Below are 21,360 nucleotides of genomic sequence, written 5' to 3'. Positions count from 1 at the left end.
TGATTGCCGTCTTGATGAGGCGCGCAAGAAACGACGCGGCGATCAGATCCCCGCGGCCACCGCGCCGAAGCCATCGCCCAGTGTGAGGGCGATGACCTCGCGTCCATGGCGCATGGCCTGTTTGGCACGGCTCGCGTCTTTCCCGACACTCAGCAGCGAGGGCAATTGAAGCGGATTGACGGCGAGCGAGCGCAGCACGCCGAGGATATCGGTGGAGCCGTCGCTGCGAAGTCCGGCGAGCGCCGCCGGGGGGAGCGAGCGCTCCGCCGGGTCGATCACCACGCGGGCGGCGACGAACGGTAGTCCGTGCGCCTGTGCCACGCGTGCGACGATGTGCGACTCCATGTCGGCCGCCGCCGCCCCGCTCTCGCGCCACACTGCGGCCTTGTCGTCGGCCCTGACGACGGGGGCCGTCACCCCGGCCAGATCGGCGTGCAAGGCGTCGGGCATCGCACGACGCAGCGCATCGGCCCAGCGCACGCACGACACATACGCGTGCGCCTGCTGCGGCATATCCAATACCCTATGCGCAATCACCCATCGACCGGGCGCCACGCCGGGCCTCAAACCGCCCGCCGTGCCGAAGCTCACCAGCCCGCGCGCGCCGTCGCGTGCCATTGCGGCCTGCAGGTCTGACGCGAGCGTATTGTTTTGCGCGCAGACCACGACCACTCCGTCGCCGCGCGCGATGCGCGCTTCGAAAGGCATGCCGGTCACCACGATGATGGGCGGGGTCATGGCGGGCGCGATCACATCCCGCACGGCACCGGGCAGTCGTTGCGCACCGTCAGGTTGCGGTATCGCGCGAGTGCCCACAGCGGGAAGAACTTGCGATAGCCGTGATAGCGTAGATAGAACACGCGCGGGAAGCCCGTCGCCGTGTACAGGGCTTCGTCCCACAGCCCTTCATCGTTCTGCGTACTCAGCAGATAATCGACACCGCGCTTGACCGCCGGGTCGTCGGCCTTGCCCGCCGCCATCAGGCCGAGCAGCGCCCACGCCGTTTGCGACGCCGTGCTCGGTGCCGCTTCGTAGCCTTGGTAGTCGAGCTTGTAGCTCTCGCCATCCTCGCCCCATCCGCCGTCGGCGTTCTGGATCGAGAGGAGCCACTGCGCCGCGCGCGCCATGGCCGGATGCGCCGGCGACACCCCCGCCGCCTGCAGGCCGCACATGGCCGACCACGTGCCGTACACGAAATTCATACCCCAGCGGCCGTACCAACTGCCATCGGCTTCCTGATCGTCGAGAATGTATTTCAACGCCAGATCGGCCGAGGCCTTGCGCTCCGGCGATGGCGGCAATTGCGCGAGCATCGACAGGCATCGCGCGGAGACGTCCACCGTCGGCGGATCGAGCAAGGCGCCATGGTCCGAGAACGGGATGCTGTTCAGATACAGATGCGTGTTCTCGGGCTCGAATGCGCCCCAGCCGCCGTTGCCGCTCTGCATGCCGATGACCCACTCCGTGCCGCGATCGATCGCGTGACGCATCGGCCGCGGGCTCGCGTCGACCGTGTCGTTCCCGAAGGCGCCCACGAGTTTCTCGTAGCGATCCATCGCCATGGCGACCACGGCGGTGTCGTCGACATCCGGGTAGTGCGGATTCGCGAACTGGAAGGCCCAACCGCCCGGACGCACGTTCGGGCGGCGCGAAATCCAGTCGCCGCGCACGTCCAGGATCTGCAGCGGAATGAGCCACTTGAGCCCCTTGCCCGCCTGCTCGATGGCGCGCTTGTCGCCAGTTTCGAGCAGCGCGTGCGCGGCCAGCGCGGTGTCCCACACCGGCGACAGGCACGGCTGCACATAAGTCTCGTGATCGGCGGGTGTCACGAGCTTCTCGACCGACCGGCGGGCCATTGCGCGGCTCGGATGCGCTTCGGGATAGCCAAGCGCGTCGTACATCATGACCGCGTTGGCCATGGCCGGATAAATCGCACCGAGGCCGTCTTCGCCGTTCAGGCGTTCCTCGACGAACGCGACGGCACGCTGGATCGACTTCTCTCGCAGTTTTTTCGGAAAGAACGGATCGAGGGCTCGCAGCACATGATCGACGCCCGAAAAGCACGTGAACCAGAAGCGGCTCTGGTGCGGTGCGCGCCTGGGCGGACCCACGTCTTTGGGACTGCCGATAAACAGTTCGTCGATACCGACACCCTTGGGATTACGGGCGCGCGGGCGCTTGGCTTGCAGCACAAGCAACGGCACGATCACCGTGCGCGCCCAGTACGACACCTTCGACAGATGGAAGGGGAACCACTGCGGCAACAGCATGATCTCGACGGGCATCATCGGCACGGCCTTCCACTCCAGCACACCGTACAACGCCAGCAAGATGCGCGTGAAGACGTTCGAGTTCTGCGCGCCGCCGCGCGAGAGGATGGCCTCGCGGGCACGCACCATGTGCGGGGCGTCAATGGGATCGCCGATCATCTTGAGCGCGAAATACGCCTTCACGCTCGCGCTCATGTCGAACTTGCCCTGGTGGAACAGCGGCCAGCCGCCGTGCTCGCCCTGGATGCGGCGCAAATAGGCGGCGATCTTCGCTTCGAGTTCGGCGTCGACCGGCTCGGCCAGATGGTGACGCAGCAGCACGTATTCCGCCGGAATCGTGGCGTCGGCTTCCAGTTCGAAGAGCCAATGACCGTCGTCTTGTTGCAGGTCGAGCAATGCTGCGATCGAGCGGTCGATACCCGTCTCGAGCGTCTGCGTTGCCATTGCCGTGCTCACCTTCTGGGCAAGCTCGGTATGCAGTTTGAGGTCCACGGCCGTGGCAGTGGCCGTGCGTCGCGCTTCCTTTTCGGAAGCATCGCGTATCGTGTCCATGGCATTCTTGCCTACTCAAAGGCGTGTGATCGGCGCGGCGTACGCGCCGGTTAAACAGTGTCATTGACGATAGGTGCCGGGTTCTGTCGCCCGGCTCATGCGCGAGACGGTTCGACAAGCCTCAGGCGGGGTGCAGCACGTCGGCCGCCCGGTTGCCGCTGCGCAGCGCGCCTTCGATGGTCGCGGGCAGGCCGGTGGCCGTCCAGTCTCCGGCGAGCGCGAGATTGCGCCAGCGCGTGCGCGCGCCGGGGCGACGCTTGTCCTGCGCCGGCGTTGCCGCAAACGTGGCGCGCTTCTCGCGCACCAATTGCCACACCGGCATCGGCGTGGCGGGTACCTGACAGGCGCGCGCGACCTCGTTCCAGATGCGCAGCGCGAGCGCTTCCCGCGATTCGTCGAGCAAATGATCCGCCCCGCTGATCGTCACCGACAACCGGCCGTCGAACGCGAAGATCCAGTCGCTCACGCCGTTCACCACGCCGATCATCGGCGGGCAGCCCGGCGGCGGCGGCACCTGGAAATGGGCGTTGACGATGGCCCGGTATTCGTCGGGCGTCGTCAGATCCGGCACCAGCCCAGCCGCCACGTTTGGCGGCACCGCCAGCACGACGGCATCGTCCGCCGCCAACGCCTGCGGTCCGTCGCCAAAATCGATCGATTCCACACGACTGTCATCCGGCGAAAATCCCAATGCCCGCACGCGATGCTGCATCATCACGCGTGCGCCGTGCGCTTCCAGGAATGCCAGCGCGGGCGTGACGAACGACACGTCCAGGCCCTCGCTCGCGATCAGCGGATGACAGGCCTTGCCGCCCGCCGCGAGCGTTTCGCGAATAACGGCGGCCGCCATCTGCGCAGAGCCTTCGGCCGGATCGGCGTTGAGCACGGCGAGAAACAACGGGTGAATCAGGCGCTGATAAAGCGCGGGCGGACAGCGCATCGCGTCGGTCATGGTCGCGTCGGGTCCGGCGCGCAGCAGCGGCGCGAGCGACAGGTAGTCCAACCACTTCGTGCCCGGCACGCGGGCGTTACTGTCGAATATCCACCATGGCAGGCGCCCTTCCGACAGACGCACCGTCCAGCGCTCGTCGCTCGTCAGATCGACGAACGCGAATTCCGCACGATCGGGGCCGGTCAATGTGTGTTCGGAGCCGATGGTGCGCGTAAATTCGCGCATCGTTGTATTGCCCGAGAGCACCAGGTGATTGCCGTTGTCGATCACCGCGTTCAACTGCCGGTCGAAGTAGGACCGGCAGCGTCCGCCCGCCTGCGGTGCCGCCTCATGCAGCACGACCGGCACGCCACGCTTCACGAGCCTTACCGCGGCGGCCAGGCCTGCCAGACCGGCACCGATAACGTGAGCCGTGCCCGACATCAGAACGCCATCTGCCGCAGCAGCATCAGCATGAGGCGCCAGCGCGGCACACGCACGCGCTCGCGAGGCACGGCGAAGCCGCGCGCAATGAGCTTGTCGAGGATCGCGCCGTAGGCTTTGGCCATCACAGCGGGCGCAATCACCACGCGGCGCGGGTAAGGCGCCATGATCGCGCGCGCCTTTGCATAATGTTCTCGGGCCTGCGCCACCAGGGGCGCACAGGCGCGGTCGAGCTGGGCGGCAACGACGTTCTGCGGCGTGGCGCCCACGATGCCGGCCTCGGCCAGCGTTTCGCGCGGCAGATAGACGCGGCCGATGCCGGCGTCTTCGTCGATGTCGCGCAGGATATTCGTCAATTGCAGGGCACGGCCGAGGTGATAGGACAGATCGATACCGTCCTGTTCGGGCATGCCGAACACCTTGACCGACAGACGACCGACGGCGCTCGCCACGCGATCGCAATACAGATCGAGCGTGGGCAGGTCGGGCGCGACGATGGGGCCGCAGGCATCCATTTCCATGCCGTCGATCACGGCGAGAAAGTCGTCGTGCTTCAGGCCGAACTGCTTGACCACGCGGGCAAGGTTCGCGAGCGACGGCGCCGGGCGTCCGTCGTACAGATCGGCCAGATCGCGTCGCCACGCGGCCAGACGCGCCATGCGGCTCGCCGACGTGTCATCGCCGTCGTCGGCAATGTCGTCTACGGCGCGGCAAAAGGCATAAATCTCGAACATGCCTTCGCGCTGCGCGGGCGGCAGAATGCGCATGGCAGCGTAAAAACTGCTGCCCGACGCCACGCGTGCACTGCTTGGCTCAGGCGACATTTCGATTGGTTCGGCGACGCTCACGAGGCTCCTCGTCGTGCAGGGGAACGGGGTGACACCACGGAAAAAACTCAGGGGATTCTTGCAAGGAGGGAAGTATACCGGGGATTGGCGCGACTTTCCCGCCAGGATTCGGAACGATAGCATAGAATCTCGGGGCCCTCAGCGCTGCCGCGTTGCCCCATTTGCCCACCCGCCTGATGACTTCCGACGCCAAGATCGAGCATTACGAGAACTTCCCGGTCGCCAGTATCCTGCTGCCGCGCGAGATGCGCGCGCCGGTCGGCGTGATCTACAACTTCGCGCGCACGGCCGACGACATTGCCGACGAGGGCGATGCGTCCGACGCCGAGCGTCACGCCGGCCTCGCGGCGTACCAGGCGGAACTCGACAAGATCGCCGCCGGACAGCCCACGTCGCCCGACAAGCCGCTCTTTGCGGCCCTCGCGCGTGTCATTGCCGAGCATCGGCTCCCGGTCCAGCCGTTCTCCGACCTGCTGAGCGCGTTCGATCAGGACATCGACGTCAAGCGATACGCGACATTCGCCGATCTGCGCGACTACACGCGCCGCTCGGCCGACCCGGTCGGGCGCATCATGCTCGCCCTTTTCAAGCTCGACACGCCCGAGAACATCGCCTGCTCGGACGACATCTGCTCGGCCCTGCAACTCATCAACTTCTGGCAGGACGTGGAAGTCGACTGGCGCAAGGCGCGCGTGTACCTGCCGCAGGACGACATGGCCCGGTTCGGGGTGACCGATGCCGACATCGGCGCGCAGGCGTTCGACGAGCGCTGGCGCGCGCTCATGCGCTACGAAGTCGACTTCGCCCGGCGGATGATGCTGCGCGGCGCGCCGCTCGCCAACCGTGTACCGGGCCGCTTCGGCCTGGAACTATGTTGCGTGGTGCATGGTGGATTGCGCATCCTCGACCGGATTGAAGCCGTCAACTACGACGTCTTCCGTCATCGTCCGCAACTGGGAAAGGCCGACGGGCTGCGCGTGTTCCTGCGTGGCCTCGGCATGAAACTGAGCGGCACGCCGCCCAAAGCCCGCGCGGACTAGCGTCTGCTCACAAGCGGCCACACGCGGGGCCAGCGGCTGCGACGTCATGCCGCAGGCTCCACACCGTCTGAGTGCGCCCGCGCTTGACCCATCGCAAGACCCGTTCGCGGGGCAGGTGCCAGACTGCCCTTTTCGCGTGGGCGCGCCGTCACACGGCGCCATCGCCCGCGCGAGCCCACCTCGATGGACGGAACTGACATGAACGAGCAATGGTTGACGCTGGCCGGCCGCCGGCTGGTGCCGGTAGTGCAAGGCGGCATGGGCATCGGCATCTCCGCGCACCGGCTCGCCGGCACGGTGGCACGGCACAACGGCATGGGGACGATCGCGAGTATCGATCTGCGCCACCATCATCCTGACCTGCTCGCCGAAGTCGACGGCCTTCACACCCCCGAGGGCAAGAAGGCGGCCATCGAGGCGGTCAACCTGATTGCACTGGACCGCGAGATCCACGCCGCCAAGGCGATTGCCGACGGTCACGGACTGGTGGCGGTCAACGTCATGAAGGCGGTGAGCGCACACGCATCGCTGGTACGACAGGCGTGCGAGAGCGGCGCCGATGCCATCGTCATGGGTGCCGGATTGCCGCTCGACCTGCCGGAACTCACGGCGTCTCATCCAGGCGTCGCGCTCATCCCGATTCTGTCGGACTCGCGCGGCGTCAGCCTCGTGTTGCGCAAGTGGATGAAGAAGGGCCGCCTGCCGGACGCCATCGTCATCGAGCATCCAGCACATGCGGGCGGGCATCTCGGGGCGTCACGCATCGAAGAGCTGGGCGACGCACGCTTCTCGTTCGATCGCGTGCTCGCGGAGTGCCGGGAAATCTATGCGACGCTCGGCATCGAATGGTCCCGTGTACCGCTGATCGTGGCCGGCGGGATCCACCGTCACGAGCAGGTTCGGCACTGGCTGGCGCAAGGCGCGGCGGGCGTGCAGTTGGGCACGGCGTTTGCCGTGACCGAGGAATCTGACGCGCATCCGGCGTTCAAGGCGGTGTTGGCGAGCGCGCGGCCGGAAGACCTTGCCGAGTTCACCAGCGTGGCCGGGCTGCCTGCGCGTGCAGTGCTGACACCGTGGCTGAAGAAGTACCTCTCGCGTGAGACCGCCCTGCAAGCGAAGGCAAAGGTGCGGCAGTGTCTGGAAGGATTCGATTGCCTGCAGGCCTGTGGGCTGCGCGATGGCGTGACGCGCATCGGGCAGTTCTGCATCGATCTGAAACTCGCCCAGGCGGTGCGTGGCGATGTGGCGCGCGGACTCTTCTTCCGTGGCCGCGACCCGTTGCCCTTCGGCGAGCGCATTCGCCCCGTGGCCGATCTCATGCGTTACCTGCTGACGGGCGAGCGGCCGGAGGACGGCGACACGGCTGCGGCCGCATAGCCGTGCTCACTTGGCCGGCGCCGCCGGTGCGGGCGGCGCGCTGGCTGCGGCATCCTCCCCCCCGCTCGGATGGCTGGCGCCCCCGGCATCGTCCGCACTGACGGGCGCGGCACGTGCCGCAATTCGCCGGTCGAAGAACGCGGCGAGCGCCGGGTCGTTCACCTTGAGATCGAACTGACGGTCATCCACCGCCGAGAAATAGCCATCGCACAGATCCGCTTTCGCGCTCTCGGTCGGCTGATCGTCGATGCTGCGGGAATAGACGACAAACTGGCGCTCGACAAGCATCGGCAATTGGTTGCGCAGCAAGTCGTCGAAGCGCGCGCGCGCTTCGGGATCGGTATAGGTGGATTGCAATTCGGCACGCACGCGCCGGCCCTCCGCGAGATAGTCGCGGTGCCGCGTCTGCCACGCGCGCAATGCCGCATTCCCGTGCGTTCGGGTGGCCGCGCCATAGAGCCCGCACTTCTGCACGAGCCGCGCGAGCACCTCGCCGACACCTTCGGGGGACGCGATCGCCGCCCCCATCAACTCGGCATCGTTCTTGTACTGCGGCGGCTGCGCCAGCGCCGCGGCCGCGCACACGCTTGCCGCACCCACGATCGCGCAGGCGACCAGGCGTCGCCCACCGTTACCAAATGGCTTCATTGCCGGATTGTCGGAATGGCGGGCTCGAACGGCCTCGCTCTCGGAGCTATCGCATCGGCCACGACGTCGATGCTGGCATCTTAGCCGAAGTGACGTCTGGAGGTGCGCGGCGGTAACGTCTTTCGCCGAACGCTGCACTCGACAGACCGCTGCGGGAGCAGCAATCCGTTGTGGCACATCATCACCATGGCACCGTACGACCGAGATAGTCGACGTAGTGCAGTCCGGCGCGCCCCTCGTGCGCCGTGATGGTGTCGATCAGGTGGGGGATGCTCTCGTCGATGCTCAGACGCGCGTCCGCCCCGCCCATGTCCGTGCGCACCCAGCCGGGGGCCGTCAGCAGCAACGTGCGCGTGTCGTCGCCATGCCGCGCCGCGAAGCTGCGCATCAACATGTTGAGCGCCGCCTTGCTGGCCCGGTAGACCTCGTAGTGGCCGTTCGTGTTGTTCGTGACGCTGCCCTGTCCCGAGGACATCACCCCCAGCGTGCCGCCGGGAGGCACAAGCGACTCGAACGTCTCGATCACCCGCATTGGGCTCAGCGCGTTCGTCACCATAACGCGCACGAACTCCTCGGTCGACACGTCGGCAATCGTCTCACGGTCGTCGTTCTTCACCCCGGCGTTCACGAAGAGCAAATCGACACGGCGCCCCGCCAATCGCTCGCGCAATGCGGTGACTTGCGCCGGTATCGCGATATCGACCGTTTCGACCTCCAGCGCACCGCCGACGGCTGCGCCCAAGCTATCAACCAACGCATCGAGCGCGCCAGACGACCCTTGCCGAGCCGTGGCGATGACATGCCAGCCGCGCCTGAGATACGCCTGCGCCATTGCGAAGCCCAGACCGCGCGATGCGCCGAACAGCAAGACAGTTTTTTGCGGGGAAACTTGGGAGATTGTTTCGTTCTGCATGCGTCGTTCCTCGTATCCAACGTCGCCCGCACGTCCGCGACGGAATGCCGGGAGGCGGTACGACGTGTGCTGTGAGGGACTATAGGTCGATGCAAGACATGGCGGAAGACGCAGCCGTTGCACTGATAACATGCGCGTAACGCCACATCTCGTTCCGTCGCCCCCATGACCGACCCCGATCTGAACCTGCTAATAGCGCTGGATGCCCTGCTCGCCGAAGTCAGCGTGGCAAGTGCCGCACGCCGGTTGGGGCTGAGCGCATCGGCGATGAGCCGTACGCTGAGCCGCTTGCGCGACACCACGGGCGATCCGCTGCTGGTTCGCGCCGGTCGCCGCATGGTGCTCACGCCGCACGCCGAGCAATTGCGCACGCGCAGCCGAGGCGCCGTCGACGAAGCACGCCTGCTGCTCGCGCCCGCCACATCATCGCCTGACTTCGCCACACTGCGCCGCACCTTTACGCTTCGCGCCAACGATGGCTTCGTCGACGCCTTCGGCGCGTCGTTGATTGCCGCGCTCACACAGGCGGCCCCGTTCGTGAGCCTGCGCTTTCTGTCCAAGGCGGAAAAGACCGCGATGCCGTTGCGAGGCGGGGAGGCCGATCTGGAAATCGGCGTGCTGGGGGACATCGGCGGGGCGAGCAACATGGGCCCGGAAATTCGCCTGCAGACGCTGTTCCGCGATCACTTCGTGGGCGTGGTGCGTTCGGGCCATCCGCTCGTCGCGCACGGCGCGCCGGACGCCGAGCGATACGTTGCGTTCGGGCATGTCGTGGCATCGCGGCACGGCGCCGGGCGGGGGCCTGTCGATGTCGCGCTTGACGCGCTGGGTCTGCACCGCGATATTGTCGCGGTGGTGCCAAGCTTTCCGGCGGCGTTGTCCGTAGCGCAGGCGTCCGACTTGATCGCGCTGGTGCCTGCGTCACTCATGAGGCAACGCGCCGCACAGCGGGTCGCAACCTCATCCGCGCCGGTCCACGTGTTCGACCTGCCGGTGACGACAGGACAGATTGCCGTGTCGTTGATGTGGCATCCCCGAATGGACGCGGACCCCGTTCATCGCTGGCTTCGACAACAGGTGCTGTCGGTGTGCCGCCCGGACGATGTCGCATCGCGATAATCGAAAGCGGTAAGACGGCGCTTATCGTGAGGTGGTCGCCCCACATTGCACCTGCCCCGACACCGGATCTCGCTTGCAAGCGGTGGGCCCCTGCTCGTTGAAGTAGACCGCACCCTGCGCGTTCGTCGACGCGCCCGGGAAACGACCTTGCGGCGCGCGTTGCGGATCCGTCAGTTGCCTCATCTGCATATCGTTTGTCGCGGACGACTCACGCTGGCGTTGTGCCTGCCGCTCACCCTCCGCCATGCCCTGCTTGAACCGTGCGCCAACGCCGCCTTCCCTGTCATGTGTCGACGCAGGCGGCGTAAGCCCCACGCCGGGCTGACCACCCGGCGCGGCCTGATTCGACTGGCGGATGCTGTTCAGATCGCCACTCTGCAAGTAGGACTGAGCGGCCGCGCCACCGGCCACCGATATTCCTGCGGTGGCCAGGCAGGCGATCAGCAAGGTTCTGGCTGACATGTTTCGAATTCCCCCGTGAAGTGCGACATGGATCACCTTTTTCGGGGCACAGTGTAGCGCCAATCGCAATCCGCTTCGACCTCCGAAGTTCGCGCGACAACCTACACCTCACGGCATGACCGGCGGGTGATACGTCAATGTCTGCGCGAGCAGCCACAGCATGACAATGACCACGGGGAAGTGCACCAACAACTGCGTGAACGTATATCCGACAATGTCGCGCGCGCGCAGACCTAGCACCCCCAGCAGCGGGAGCATCCAAAACGGATTGATCAGATTCGGCAGCGCTTCGGCTGCGTTGTACACGGTCACCGCCCACCCCAGGTGCACATGCAGGTCGTTGGCTGCCTGCATCACATACGGAGCCTCGATGATCCACTTGCCGCCGCCCGACGGCACGAAGAAGCCCAGTACCGCCGAATACACGCCCATCACGCCCGGGAAAGACGTCTGCGACGAGATCGCCACGAAGAAGCTCGACAGGTGGTGCGAAAGCGTCGCCCCGTCGATGCCCGGCGCTTTGGTCAGCAGATAGGCAATGCCGCCGTAGAGCGGGAACTGGATCAGCACGCCCGCCACGGACGGCACCGACTTCGCGATCGCATCGAGAAACCGGCGGGGACGCCAGTTCAGCAACATGCCCAACATCAGGAACACGAAGTTGTAAGTGTTCAGATTGGAGATCGCCAGCAGCGGATCCTTTGTCGTGAACTCATGTCCGATCCAGAGCACGCCCAGCGCCACGATCAGCACCGTGACTACCGGGCTGTATTCAAGCCAATCCCCTGGGCGTTGCGCACGCACGTAAGGCTTTGCCATATCGTCGAGCGACACACCGAGGTCGGCCGCGATGGTTGCGCGGTCGTCGCGCGGTGCCGAGTAGTAAGCCAGCGCCACCGACACCACCGTCAGCACGGCGGCAATCGCCATCGATTGCGGCAGGAAGATGGTGTCGGCGAACGGAATGACGCCGGTGATCTCGACCAGCGCCTTCGGCAAGCTTGCCGGGTTGGCCTGCAACTGCGCCGCCGACGAACTCAGGCCGAGCGCCCACGTCGCCCCCATGCCCAGATACGCCGCGGCGCCCCCCGCACGGTAGTCCATGCGAATGTCGTCGCGGCGCGCAATCGCGCGCACCAGCAGGCCGGCGAAGACCAGGCTGATGGCCCAGTTGAACAGCGAGAGCACGATACTCACAAATGCCACATACGCCACCGCGCTACGACCGCTGCGCGGCAGCGTGGCCATCTTGCGGATGAGCAACGCCGCGGGCGGCGAGACGGCCACCACATAGCCCGAGATCGCCACGATGGCCATCTGCATCGTGAACGGGATCAGGCTCCAGAAACCGTCGCCAAAGGCCACGCCCACTTTGACCGCCGGGACACCGATGGCGAGCGCGCCGCCCGCGCATACGATGACGGCAAGCGCCGCGAAAAGATAGGCGTCCGGAAACCAGCGCTCGGACCAACGCGTGACCGCCGCCGCCAGACGTTCCAGAAGTCCGCCGTCCTGCGGCGTCTCCGACATGCTCGAAAGTGAATTTCCCGGTTTCATTGCCTGTGTTCCCTTAGGTTTGTCATGATCGGCACCGCCGCACCTCGCGATGCGCGCCCCGTGCCCAGCCCTGCGGCAGCGACCTTTCATCGCCGCCGTCGTCCATCGCCCGCTGCCTGCGTCGCGTCAAGCGTGTTGAGTCGCCTGCCAGACGAGCGTGGCGGCCGCGAGATCTTCCAGCGCTGTCCCTACGGCCTTGAATACCGTGCGCTCACCCTCGCCGCTGCGACATCCGCGTCCTGCGCGACACAGGTCGGCCAGCGTGCCGCGCACGTCCGACGCGGTGAACACGCCTCGCGACATCGGTCCGAGCAACTCCCCCGATTTGGCCAGCGCTTCGTCGGTGTCGACGTACAACGAAGCGCCGGCAAAGCAGAGATCGTCGGCTTCGCGCATCTGCGGCGTAAAGCTGCCAATCAGATCCAGATGGACGCCCGGCGCCAACCAGTCGCCCTGCACGACGGGCTCGGTCGCCAGCGTTGCGCAGGTGACGATGTCCGCGCCCTCGACGGCCGACTTCGCGGTATGACACACGACCGCGTCGAGACCTTGTGCACGCAGGCGATCGACCAGACGCCCGGACGCCTGCGCATCGCGATCCCACACGCTCACACGTGTGATGGGGCGCACCGCACGATAGGCCAGCGGCACGAGCGCCCCCACGCGGCCCGCGCCGAGCAGCGCGAGATGCGACGCATCGTCTCGCGCCAGATACGAGGCAGCCAGCGCAGAGGCCGCCGCCGTGCGGCGCGACGTGATCTCGTTGCCGTCCATCTGCGCCAGCGGCACGCCCGTCGTGGCGTCATAGAGCAGATAGGTCGAATGCAGACCCGGCACGCCGCGCTGCGCATTGGCCGGTGCGATGTTGACGGTCTTGATGCCGAGATAACCGCCGGGCTGCCACGCGGGCATGATGAGCACGGTCATCGCATCGCGCGTACCCGATTCCGAGATGACGTGCGTGTGGCGCAGCGGCACGTCGCATCCGGTGACGAACAGGCTACGAAGCGCGTCGAGCAACGGGCCGAAAGCCAATGCCTCGCGAGTGGCGTCGGCGTCGATGAATTTCATGAGTACAGCTCCTCGTCGAGGTGGAAATGAGATGTCAGGCGTCGAGCACGATGGCTTCGCGCGGCACGGCCTGACAGGCCAGACACATGCCGGGCTCGTCGAGCGCCACGTCGCCCAGGTGCTCGACCTCGCCGGCCAGCACGCGCACCGCACAACTCTCGCATTGCCCGACACGGCAACCGCTTGGCAGTGCCAGCCCCAGCGACTCGGCAAACGACAACAGGCTGCCGTGCGACGGCATCCAGACAGCCTCGCGGCCCGAGCGAGCGAACGTAACGGGCCACGCGGCCCCGGCGTCCACACGCGGCGCGCTCGGCGAACGGAACGCCTCCTTGAACATGTCGAACGCGGGTACGCCACGCGCCGCCAACCCCGCCATCACGGCCGTCATCATGGGCGCCGGACCGCACACGTAGAAGCGTGCGCGTCGCTTGATCAGGTCGTCGGACACCACGGCCGCAGACAGCCGTTCTGCCGAGGCGTAGTCGCGACCGAGCACATCCGCCTCGCGCGGCGCGTCGTAGTAGTTAAAGACGCGCACGTTGGGCAGACGCTGCGCAAGCGCCGCCAGCCGATCCCGGAAGGCGTGCGTGGCGCCATTGCGGTTGGCGTAATGCAGCCAGACGTCGGGCAGCGGCAAGGGCGCGCGTTCGGCCTGCTCCGCCAGCGATTCCAGATAGCAGAGGAACGGCGTGATACCAATGCCGCCGGCGAAACACACCACCGGCTGGCGGCTGCGCAGCGGCATGACGAAGCGCCCGGACGGGGCGCCCAGTTCGATCACGTCGCCCACGCGAGCGCCGGTGTTCAGCCAACTCGAGACCAGGCCGTCAAACGGTGTGTCCTCGGACGTGCGCCCCTGCTGATGACGCACGGCAATGCGATAGCCGCGACGGTCGCGCTCGCTGGAGGGCCCGGTGAGCGAGTACGCACGTGTTACGGGCTGCCCTTGCCCGGGAATCGATACGCGCACGGTAACGTGCTGCCCCGGCAGATAGTCGGGTAGCCCCACGTCGTCGAGCGGATCGAGCGCGATGGCGCACACCCCCTCGGCCGCGGCATCGAGCGCGGCAATGCGAAAGCGCGCCATGCCGTCCCATGGGCGGCGGGCCGGATTGCTCGCCGGATCGCGCGCAACGTCGCATCGAAACGAGCGCAACGGCGATGCGCCGCTGATCGGATCGATGTCCTGCGTCGTCACCAGTGCGTTGAAGTTGCTCGACTGATCGCCCGCCATCGCGAAACCGTCACGTCCCACGCTGTCGCAAGCCTGCCACCAGCCGTATTCGGCAAGCAGCACGTCGAGGCCCAATCCGGCATCGAACGCCGCGCGAAAGCGCGCGACCCCGGCCGGCGTCGTCACGCGCACCCAATCGCCTTCGGCGATGTGCCTGCGCGCCGCCAGCGTCGGATGCAGATGCACCACGGGATCGGGGGCGCGCATGCGCAGGCTCGCGAGTCCGCGATGCTGACTGTGGCAGTAGTAGCCGTTCTTGGTCGAACCGAGCAGCAACGGGAAGCGCAGCGCCTCATCGTCGCTCACGGCACGGGGCGCCACGTGCGCCGGTACCGGCGGATATCCGTGACGCAGCAGATGCTCGGAATACAGCTCGACACGCCGCGTTTCGGTGGCGAAGCCGCGCACATCGCCGGCCTCGGTGCGCGCGTATTTGCGCTCATATTGCGGCTGCGGACGCGAAATGCCCTCGGGATGCGCGCGCAACGTCTGCACGTCGAGCCCGAGCGGGGCGAGTTGATGATTCCAGCCGGCATCGAGACTGCCGCCGAAGAAGGCGTCGCCCATGCCCAGGCGCACTGCGAGATCGAACACGATGTCGTTGTCGCTGCGCGACTCACCGCGCGGCGACACCATGCGCTGGCGAAGTTGGATCAGTGCGTCGGCGCGATCGTCGATCTCGAAGCCGGCGCGCAAGCCTTCGCGTTCCCATGGCGTGTTCACCGGTAGCACGATATCGGCGAAACGCGCCGACGGCGTTTCGAACAGATCGCAATGGACGTGAAACTCGAGCGCTTCGAGCGCCTCGCGCGCCATCGCATAATCCGCCTGCGACGCCAGCACGTTGGTACCGAAGCAGAACAGCGCGCGCACACGATAGGGCGTGCCATCGAGAATCGCGCGGTAGGTATCGCGCGCGGTCACCCAGCCGCGCGCAGGCGGTCCCAGCGGACGCGCGTCGAGGCCCAGCGCCCTGGCCTGCTGCTCGGGGCTCAAAAGATCGTGCTGACTGACGGCATTCAACGGTTGACGCGTCATCACGCGATTACCCCCGCGTCTGTCGAAGCTGCCGGTCAGTGCGTACAAGACCGCGATGGCGCGCTCGATTTGCGTCGCGTTCGCGTGCTGCGCGACACCCGACCATGCGTGATAAGCGACGCGCTGTGCCCCGGTGAAGAGGTCGGCGGCGGCGTCGAGCTGCGCAGGAGAAACGCCGCAGAGTGCGCTTACGGTCGCCGCGTCGTAAGCGGCCAGCCCCGCGCAGAGATGATCGAACGCCGGCCGGCAGGCAATGCGCGATCCGTCGCCGGACATCACCGCAAACTCGCCGCGCAGGGCGGCTTGGTTCGCCGCGTCGCGGCTCAGCGCATGGGTCGTCTCGTACGGCTGCGGTGCCGCCGCCGCTTCGTTCCAGATCACGAAGGCTTCCGGCGACACGCCGACGTGCGTCGCAGCCACATCGCGTACGCGCAGGAAGTGCCCGTTGTCGTTGCGCACGAGCAGCGGCGCATTGGTCCACCGGCGCACGAACATCTCGTCATAGCGCCCACTGTCGATCAGACGACGGGCGAGACCGAGCGCCAGCGCCGCATCGGTGCCGGGCCGCACGGGCAGCCAGGCATCGGCGTCGGCGGCAAGCGGTGTCTTGCGCGGGTCGACGACGAGCAACTTGGCGCCACGCGCCCGCCCTCGCCCGATCGCGTTCGCCTGGCTCAACCACGTACTCGTGGGGTTGTGGCCCCAGACCATGATGACGTCTGCCTGCGCGTAATCGGCGGTCGGCATGCCGCACCCGAACGTGAACGCGTGCGCGAAATCCTTGTGCCAGTTGCAGATTTCCGTCGCGTAGATCGTGTTCGGGCTACCGAACACCCGGATGAAGCGCTCGATCCAGTCGATGCTGTCTGATAGCGGCGTGCCGCTTGGGGTCGTCACGCCAAACGCGACGGCATGCGCACCGCTCTCGCGACGGATGTCGCCCAGTCGCGCAGCGATTTCGGTGAGCGCTTCGTCCCACGAGATGGGCGTCCAACCCGGGTCGTCCGCCCCCTTCGGCGTGGTGCGGCGCAGCGGTGTAGTCAACCGGTCGGGGTGATGCACCAGCTCCGGCGCCGCCTTGCCCTTGCGGCACATCGCGGCGCCATTCGGATGCGACGGATCGGGTTCGACCGCGATCAGCGCATCGTTTTCCACGCGAGCCAGCGTGCCGCAGCGGGAGCGGCACAACGTGCAGAACCCGGGCTTGACCTCCTGAACCATGTCTCATGCGTCTCTATAGGAATCGATGTTCCGATGCTATACAGCCGTCACTTTTATTACTAATATAAAAAATATAGTTTGCAATATTGATTTTTTAAATGAAACCAACCCTGCGTCAGATCGAGTATTTCGTGGCGGTGGCCGAGACAGGACAGGTGATGCGCGCAGCCGAGCGATGTAGCGCGTCGCAGTCGTCGCTGACGATTGCCTTGCAGAATCTGGAGGTGATCGTCGGCACACCGCTTTTCATACGACACGCGAAGGGGCTGCGGCCGACCGAGGCCGGCGAGCGATTTCTGCGTCACGCCTACCGTATCCTCAACGCCACCGACGACGCACTACAAGAGGCCCGCACGCTTCCAGACGATGCGGGTGGCCGTCTGCGACTGGCCGTCACCGAAACGATTTCGGCATATCTGCTGCCTTCGGTGGCCAGCACCTTGTCCAAGCGCTTCCCGAACGTCGAACTCACGTTGATCGAGGGCGACCGCCGCGAACTGGAAGCGGCTGTGCTGGCGGGCGAGGTCGACCTGGCGTTGCTGTTAGTGTCGAACGTCGTGGCTGACGGACTCGTCTCGCACACGTTGCTGCGCTCGACGCGCCGGCTGTGGACCAGCCCCGGACATCCGCTGCTAGACAAGCCAAGCGTCACGCTCGACGATGTGCGCGGACAGCGCTTCCTGTTGCTTGATATGGATGAACACGTGCAGACGGTCGAGCGCTACTGGCACGCCGCGCAGGTCGAACCGGTCGTGCACTTCCGGACTCGCTCGATCGAGGCAATTCGTAGCCTCGTGGCGCAGGGCTATGGGGTATCGATTCTCTCGGACCTCGTCTATCGCCCCTGGTCGATCGACGGTGGGCGAATCCTGCGACGGGATCTGAGCACGGGCGTGCCGTCGATGGATGTGGGACTCGTATGGGCGCAGCGGCGTCCGCCTGAGGGAATGACCGAGCGCATCGTCAGCGCGTTGCGCTCGCTGATCCGCGAAATCAACGATCGCGGACACATGGGGGTGGAATGATCCACTGACGACGACGCGCGAAGCGTCGGCGTCAGCGGCATTCATGCCCGACGCGTCGCCAGTTCGGCCCCTTGGCGCAGCGCTTCGAGCAGGCTGCGCTCGTCGGCAATGCCCTTGCCCGCGATGTCGAACGCCGTGCCGTGGTCGACCGACGTGCGCACCACCTGCAAGCCGACCGTCACGTTCACGCCTGCCTCCAGGCCCAGCACCTTGACCGGGCCATGCCCCTGATCGTGGTACATGGCGACCACGAGATCGAAATCGCCGCGCCCGGCGCGGAAGAACAACGTATCGGCAGGCAACGGACCTTCGATATCCCAGCCGCGCTCACGCAAGCGTTGCACAGCCGGCACGATCTTCTCTTCCTCTTCCCCGTAGCCGAACAAGCCGTTCTCGCCCGCGTGCGGGTTGATGCCGCACACGGCAATGCGGGGATTCGCGATGCCCGCCTTGACCAGCGTAGCGTGACCGCGCTCGATCGTACGCTGAACCAGGCCCGGCTCGATCTTGCGAATCGCATCGATGATGCCGATGTGGGTCGTGACGTGAATCACCCGCAGGTTCGGCGCGACAAGCATCATCGACACCTCTTCGATCCCCGTCAGGTGAGCGAGCATCTCGGTGTGTCCGGGGAACTTGTGCCCCCCCGCGTGCAGCGCTTCCTTGTTCAGCGGTGCCGTGCAGATCGCGTCGATTTCCCCGGCTTCGGCCAGCTTCGCCGCGTGCGCGATGTACCGGTACGCGGCATCGCCCGCGATCGCCGACAGTTGGCCAAACGGCAAGTCCTCGGGGATTAGGCCCAGGTCGATGCACTCGATCACGCCTGGCGTGAAGCGCGCTTGCGCGACCGTCTCGATACGACGCACGCTCAGCGGCATCTTGACGATGGCGATGGCCTGCTCGAGACGTCGCGCGTCGCCGATCACGACGGGGCGGCATTGCTGGTACACGCTGTCGTGCGCCAGGCTCTTCACGATAATTTCCGGGCCGACGCCAGCCGCGTCACCCATGGTGATGCCAATGACGGGGAGATATTGATTCATGGCGTTTGCGTTGATATCCATTTCGTTGGGAGGACGTCCGGAAAGTATTCCGGGATGATGTTCTGTTGTTGCGTTACCGGCTCGCGTTGCCTCAATGGCGCTCGCGCAGGTCGGGCGTCGTGCGCAAATATCGGTAGGCGCTATGCAGCGCCGCTTCGCCGCCGAAAGCGCCGGCCTTCGTCACGATGCGCATCGACGCCCCATTGGCCGGCCGCCCCACGGCGACGCCAGGCTCCACTTCAGCGAGCAGTTCGAGCGCGCCGATACCCACCGCGCTCAACATCGCGCGCGCCGTCTCGCCGCCGGTGACGACAAGGCCCGACAAGCGCGCGAAGTGCGGCGCGATCAACGCCGCCAGCGAGGCCGAAAGCTGCGCACCCTCTGCCGGATCGAAGGCATCGTCACGCCCGATTCGCACCAGCAGGTCGCTTCCCTGCCCAATGGCATCGCCAATTGCCGCACACCAGCGTGCGCTGTCGGGATGCGACGCGCCGGCGCGCAGGACCGCGGGCGGCACGATCCATTCGACCACCGCGTGCTCCGCGCATAGCCGCGCGCACTGCTGTTGCGACACGGCGGACAGGCTGCCCACCAGCGTCAGCAAGGGACCGGTCGTCCCGGCGTCGCTCGTCACGCGCGCATTGTCTCGCGCGTCGCCCATGCCGCCCTTACCGCTCGTATCGCCCGTCCCATCCGTCGGCGCGAACAATGCCGATTGTTCGGCCAGTGCGCGAGCGAGACCGCCCGAGCCGACCCAAAAGATGTCCGTCAGCCCGACGCTCGCGCGCGCCAGCATGACGAGATCGTCATCGGTCTGCGCATCGACGATCAACGCCGTCACGCCGTTGGCGCGCGCCTGCGCAACGACATCGGTCAACGCTGCACGCGCCGCCACAAAATCCTTGCGCAGCAAATCCGAGGACATGATCTGCGCCCTCACGCCCGCCGCCGCCAACATCGGCGCGAGTCGCGCCTCCTGAGCGTCATGCTCCAGTCGCCAGGTGTCGGTCTCGGCCAATGGCACACCGCGCACGAACACTTCTCCGTCTCGCACGACACGCCCCGTGGCAGGGAACGCCGGCGCCACAATGGCCAAGCCCGCGAGCGGCTGCAGCGCAGCGACTTCCGCAACCCAGTTGCCACGCAGTGTCGAGTCGATCTTCTTGTAGAGACGCCGTTCTGGCGCGGCAAGCCGCTGCCACGCCGCGACTGCGCGTGCGGCGGCCTCGTGCGCCGACAGACGGCGCGTGTCGATGTCGATCGCCACCACTTGCGCCGTCGCATTGAAGCCTTCGATTTCGAGCGACACGACGCTGCGACGACCGGCGTTGGTAAAGCCGATCGCGCAGTCGGCCGCGCCGGACAAGTCGTCGGCGACAATGAGCATGCTCACTGCACCGCTCCCTTGGCCGCAGCCCCCAGACCCCGGGCCGCCACACGCTTGGCAACCGCGGCCGTCAGGATCGGCGAGACGATGGCCGTCACCACCACGCAGGCGGCCACCAGCAGCGTTGCGCTCTTGGCGGCGGCCTCGTAGACCGGATTGGCGGCAGCGATCAGCGCCGGCACCGCGGCGGCATTGCCAGCCGTGTTCGCGGCGGCCGTACCCGCCACGCCCGTCCCGCCCGTCAGGCGGTCGACGATGTAAAGCGGAATACCTGTGACGACGACGACGGCAAAGCCGAGCAGGATGCCCAGCAGGCCCGCCTGCCAGACCTTGTGCAGATCAAGCCCCGCGCCGAGCGCCAGCGCGAAGAACGGAATCATCACCGGCACGGCACGGCCCAGAAAATCACGCATTTCACGATCGAGATTGCCCAGCAACATCCCCACGGCCAGCGGCAGGATGCTGCCCACCAGCGTCGGCCACGGGAACGCGGACAAGCCCGCGACACCCAGCGTGACCATCGTCAGGAACGGGCCCGATTCCAGCGACATGATCGTGTAGGCGCCCACGTCTTCCGAGCGACCGTACTGCCCCATCAGCGCCATGTACAGGCCACCATTGGTGTCGTTCATCGCCGCGACCACGGCCAGCGTGGAAATGCCGGCGAACATGCCCGACGCGACCGGTGCCTCACCCAGGAAATGCCCCAGCACGATACCGACCACAATCGCCGCGCCGATCTTGGCCGCGAACAACGCCCCGCCTTTCTTGATCAGGTACGGCGTTGCCTTGACATCGATGCTGGCGCCCATGCAGACATAGAACACCGCGAGGATCGGCAGCGCGCCCGTGAACAACGCGTTGGTAAACGAGCCGAAGAACGTCGGCATCCCCGGCATGAAGGTGGCAATCAACGAACCGATCAGCAAGGGAACGATCATCATCCCCCCCGGCACGCGCTCGATGGCGCGCTTGATACGAATTTGAGCCATGGTTGTCTCCCGACCAATGTGGATATAAACCAATCGATCATTATTTTGATCGATTTGATCAGACGGAAGTCTAATCGCTGCCAGAAAAATGTGCAAATATTGTGAATAATGCGTAATCGCCGAGTGAAATCCACTCCCCACGGGCTTTCATCACGTCGGATTTTTCAAAAAAATGATCGAATCAA

General features: G+C 66.1%; 17 protein-coding genes. 4 read left to right on the top strand and 13 right to left on the bottom strand.

Going from position 1 to position 21,360, the window contains the following annotated elements:
* Nucleotides 1-42 precede the first annotated feature (42 nt).
* The 4 genes from BGP02_RS00395 to hpnD all read right to left on the bottom strand — a co-directional run bounded on the left by BGP02_RS00395 (nt 43) and on the right by hpnD (nt 5,045).
* Nucleotides 43-738 carry a phosphorylase gene (locus BGP02_RS00395; RefSeq protein ID WP_286797138.1) on the bottom strand — a complete coding sequence of 232 codons (696 nt, stop codon included), beginning with the start codon at nt 736-738 and terminating at the stop codon, nt 43-45.
* An 11-nt stretch (nt 739-749) separates the two neighbouring features.
* Entirely contained in the window at nt 750-2,714 is a 1,965-nt protein-coding gene (gene shc, locus BGP02_RS00390; protein ID WP_261939900.1) for a squalene--hopene cyclase, read from the bottom strand.
* 229 nt (nt 2,715-2,943) lie between these two features.
* Entirely contained in the window at nt 2,944-4,197 is a 1,254-nt protein-coding gene (gene hpnE, locus BGP02_RS00385; protein WP_261938922.1) for a hydroxysqualene dehydroxylase HpnE, read from the bottom strand.
* Nucleotides 4,197-5,045: a presqualene diphosphate synthase HpnD gene (gene hpnD / locus BGP02_RS00380; RefSeq protein ID WP_017235469.1), complete on the bottom strand. Its 849-nt coding sequence runs from the start codon at nt 5,043-5,045 to the stop codon at nt 4,197-4,199. Before hpnD ends, hpnE begins: the two co-directional genes overlap by 1 nt.
* Nucleotides 5,046-5,221: 176 nt before the next feature.
* On the opposite strand from hpnD, the gene hpnC reads away from it, so the two are divergent.
* Both hpnC and BGP02_RS00370 read left to right on the top strand, forming a co-directional pair.
* Entirely contained in the window at nt 5,222-6,085 is an 864-nt protein-coding gene (gene hpnC / locus BGP02_RS00375) for a squalene synthase HpnC (protein ID WP_286797134.1), read from the top strand.
* 198 nt (nt 6,086-6,283) lie between these two features.
* Nucleotides 6,284-7,462, top strand: coding sequence for an NAD(P)H-dependent flavin oxidoreductase (locus BGP02_RS00370; RefSeq protein WP_286797132.1), 1,179 nt, complete (start codon nt 6,284-6,286; stop codon nt 7,460-7,462).
* A gap of 6 nt (nt 7,463-7,468) precedes the next feature.
* On the opposite strand, the gene BGP02_RS00365 is transcribed toward BGP02_RS00370, so the two are convergent.
* Both BGP02_RS00365 and BGP02_RS00360 read right to left on the bottom strand, forming a co-directional pair.
* Complete coding sequence (locus tag BGP02_RS00365) at nt 7,469-8,110, bottom strand: hypothetical protein (RefSeq protein WP_261938925.1); 642 nt, start codon at nt 8,108-8,110, stop codon at nt 7,469-7,471.
* Between the two features lie 181 nt (nt 8,111-8,291).
* The gene (locus tag BGP02_RS00360; RefSeq protein WP_261938926.1) at nt 8,292-9,023 is read right to left on the bottom strand and encodes an SDR family NAD(P)-dependent oxidoreductase; all 732 of its coding nucleotides are present in this window, start codon (nt 9,021-9,023) and stop codon (nt 8,292-8,294) included.
* A 165-nt stretch (nt 9,024-9,188) separates the two neighbouring features.
* On the opposite strand from BGP02_RS00360, the gene BGP02_RS00355 reads away from it, so the two are divergent.
* Nucleotides 9,189-10,142, top strand: a complete 954-nt coding sequence (locus BGP02_RS00355) for a LysR family transcriptional regulator (RefSeq protein ID WP_261938927.1) — start codon at nt 9,189-9,191, stop codon at nt 10,140-10,142.
* 21 nt (nt 10,143-10,163) lie between these two features.
* On the opposite strand, the gene BGP02_RS00350 is transcribed toward BGP02_RS00355, so the two are convergent.
* The 4 genes from BGP02_RS00350 to BGP02_RS00335 all read right to left on the bottom strand — a co-directional run bounded on the left by BGP02_RS00350 (nt 10,164) and on the right by BGP02_RS00335 (nt 16,728).
* Nucleotides 10,164-10,604 (bottom strand): hypothetical protein, encoded by a 441-nt coding sequence (locus BGP02_RS00350; protein WP_261938928.1) that lies wholly within the window; start codon nt 10,602-10,604, stop codon nt 10,164-10,166.
* A 108-nt stretch (nt 10,605-10,712) separates the two neighbouring features.
* Nucleotides 10,713-12,161: a short-chain fatty acid transporter gene (locus tag BGP02_RS00345; protein WP_261938929.1), complete on the bottom strand. Its 1,449-nt coding sequence runs from the start codon at nt 12,159-12,161 to the stop codon at nt 10,713-10,715.
* Between the two features lie 126 nt (nt 12,162-12,287).
* A complete protein-coding gene (gene lhpI / locus BGP02_RS00340; protein ID WP_268567492.1) occupies nt 12,288-13,232 on the bottom strand; it encodes a bifunctional Delta(1)-pyrroline-2-carboxylate/Delta(1)-piperideine-2-carboxylate reductase in 945 nt (314 codons plus the stop codon).
* A gap of 34 nt (nt 13,233-13,266) precedes the next feature.
* Nucleotides 13,267-16,728: a molybdopterin-dependent oxidoreductase gene (locus BGP02_RS00335; protein ID WP_286797127.1), complete on the bottom strand. Its 3,462-nt coding sequence runs from the start codon at nt 16,726-16,728 to the stop codon at nt 13,267-13,269.
* 98 nt (nt 16,729-16,826) lie between these two features.
* Here BGP02_RS00335 and BGP02_RS00330 point away from each other — a divergent pair, with 98 nt between their 5' ends.
* The gene (locus BGP02_RS00330; RefSeq protein WP_261938932.1) at nt 16,827-17,753 is read left to right on the top strand and encodes a LysR family transcriptional regulator; all 927 of its coding nucleotides are present in this window, start codon (nt 16,827-16,829) and stop codon (nt 17,751-17,753) included.
* 41 nt (nt 17,754-17,794) lie between these two features.
* On the opposite strand, the gene pdxA is transcribed toward BGP02_RS00330, so the two are convergent.
* From pdxA to BGP02_RS00315, 3 genes are all read right to left on the bottom strand, one after another.
* Nucleotides 17,795-18,796: a 4-hydroxythreonine-4-phosphate dehydrogenase PdxA gene (pdxA, locus tag BGP02_RS00325; protein WP_150563788.1), complete on the bottom strand. Its 1,002-nt coding sequence runs from the start codon at nt 18,794-18,796 to the stop codon at nt 17,795-17,797.
* Nucleotides 18,797-18,887: 91 nt separating this feature from the next.
* A complete protein-coding gene (locus BGP02_RS00320; protein WP_286797116.1) occupies nt 18,888-20,189 on the bottom strand; it encodes a four-carbon acid sugar kinase family protein in 1,302 nt (433 codons plus the stop codon).
* On the bottom strand, nt 20,186-21,175 hold the full coding sequence (locus tag BGP02_RS00315; RefSeq protein WP_150551945.1) for a 2-keto-3-deoxygluconate permease: 990 nt from the start codon (nt 21,173-21,175) through the stop codon (nt 20,186-20,188). The genes BGP02_RS00320 and BGP02_RS00315 overlap by 4 nt, the downstream gene beginning before the upstream one ends.
* Nucleotides 21,176-21,360: the final 185 nt, after the last annotated feature.

The organism is Pandoraea sp. 64-18, from assembly GCF_001899225.1.
In the GTDB taxonomy this organism is placed as follows: Bacteria; Pseudomonadota; Gammaproteobacteria; order Burkholderiales; family Burkholderiaceae; genus Pandoraea; species Pandoraea cepalis.
This window is presented reverse-complemented; position numbering and strand designations above follow the sequence as displayed.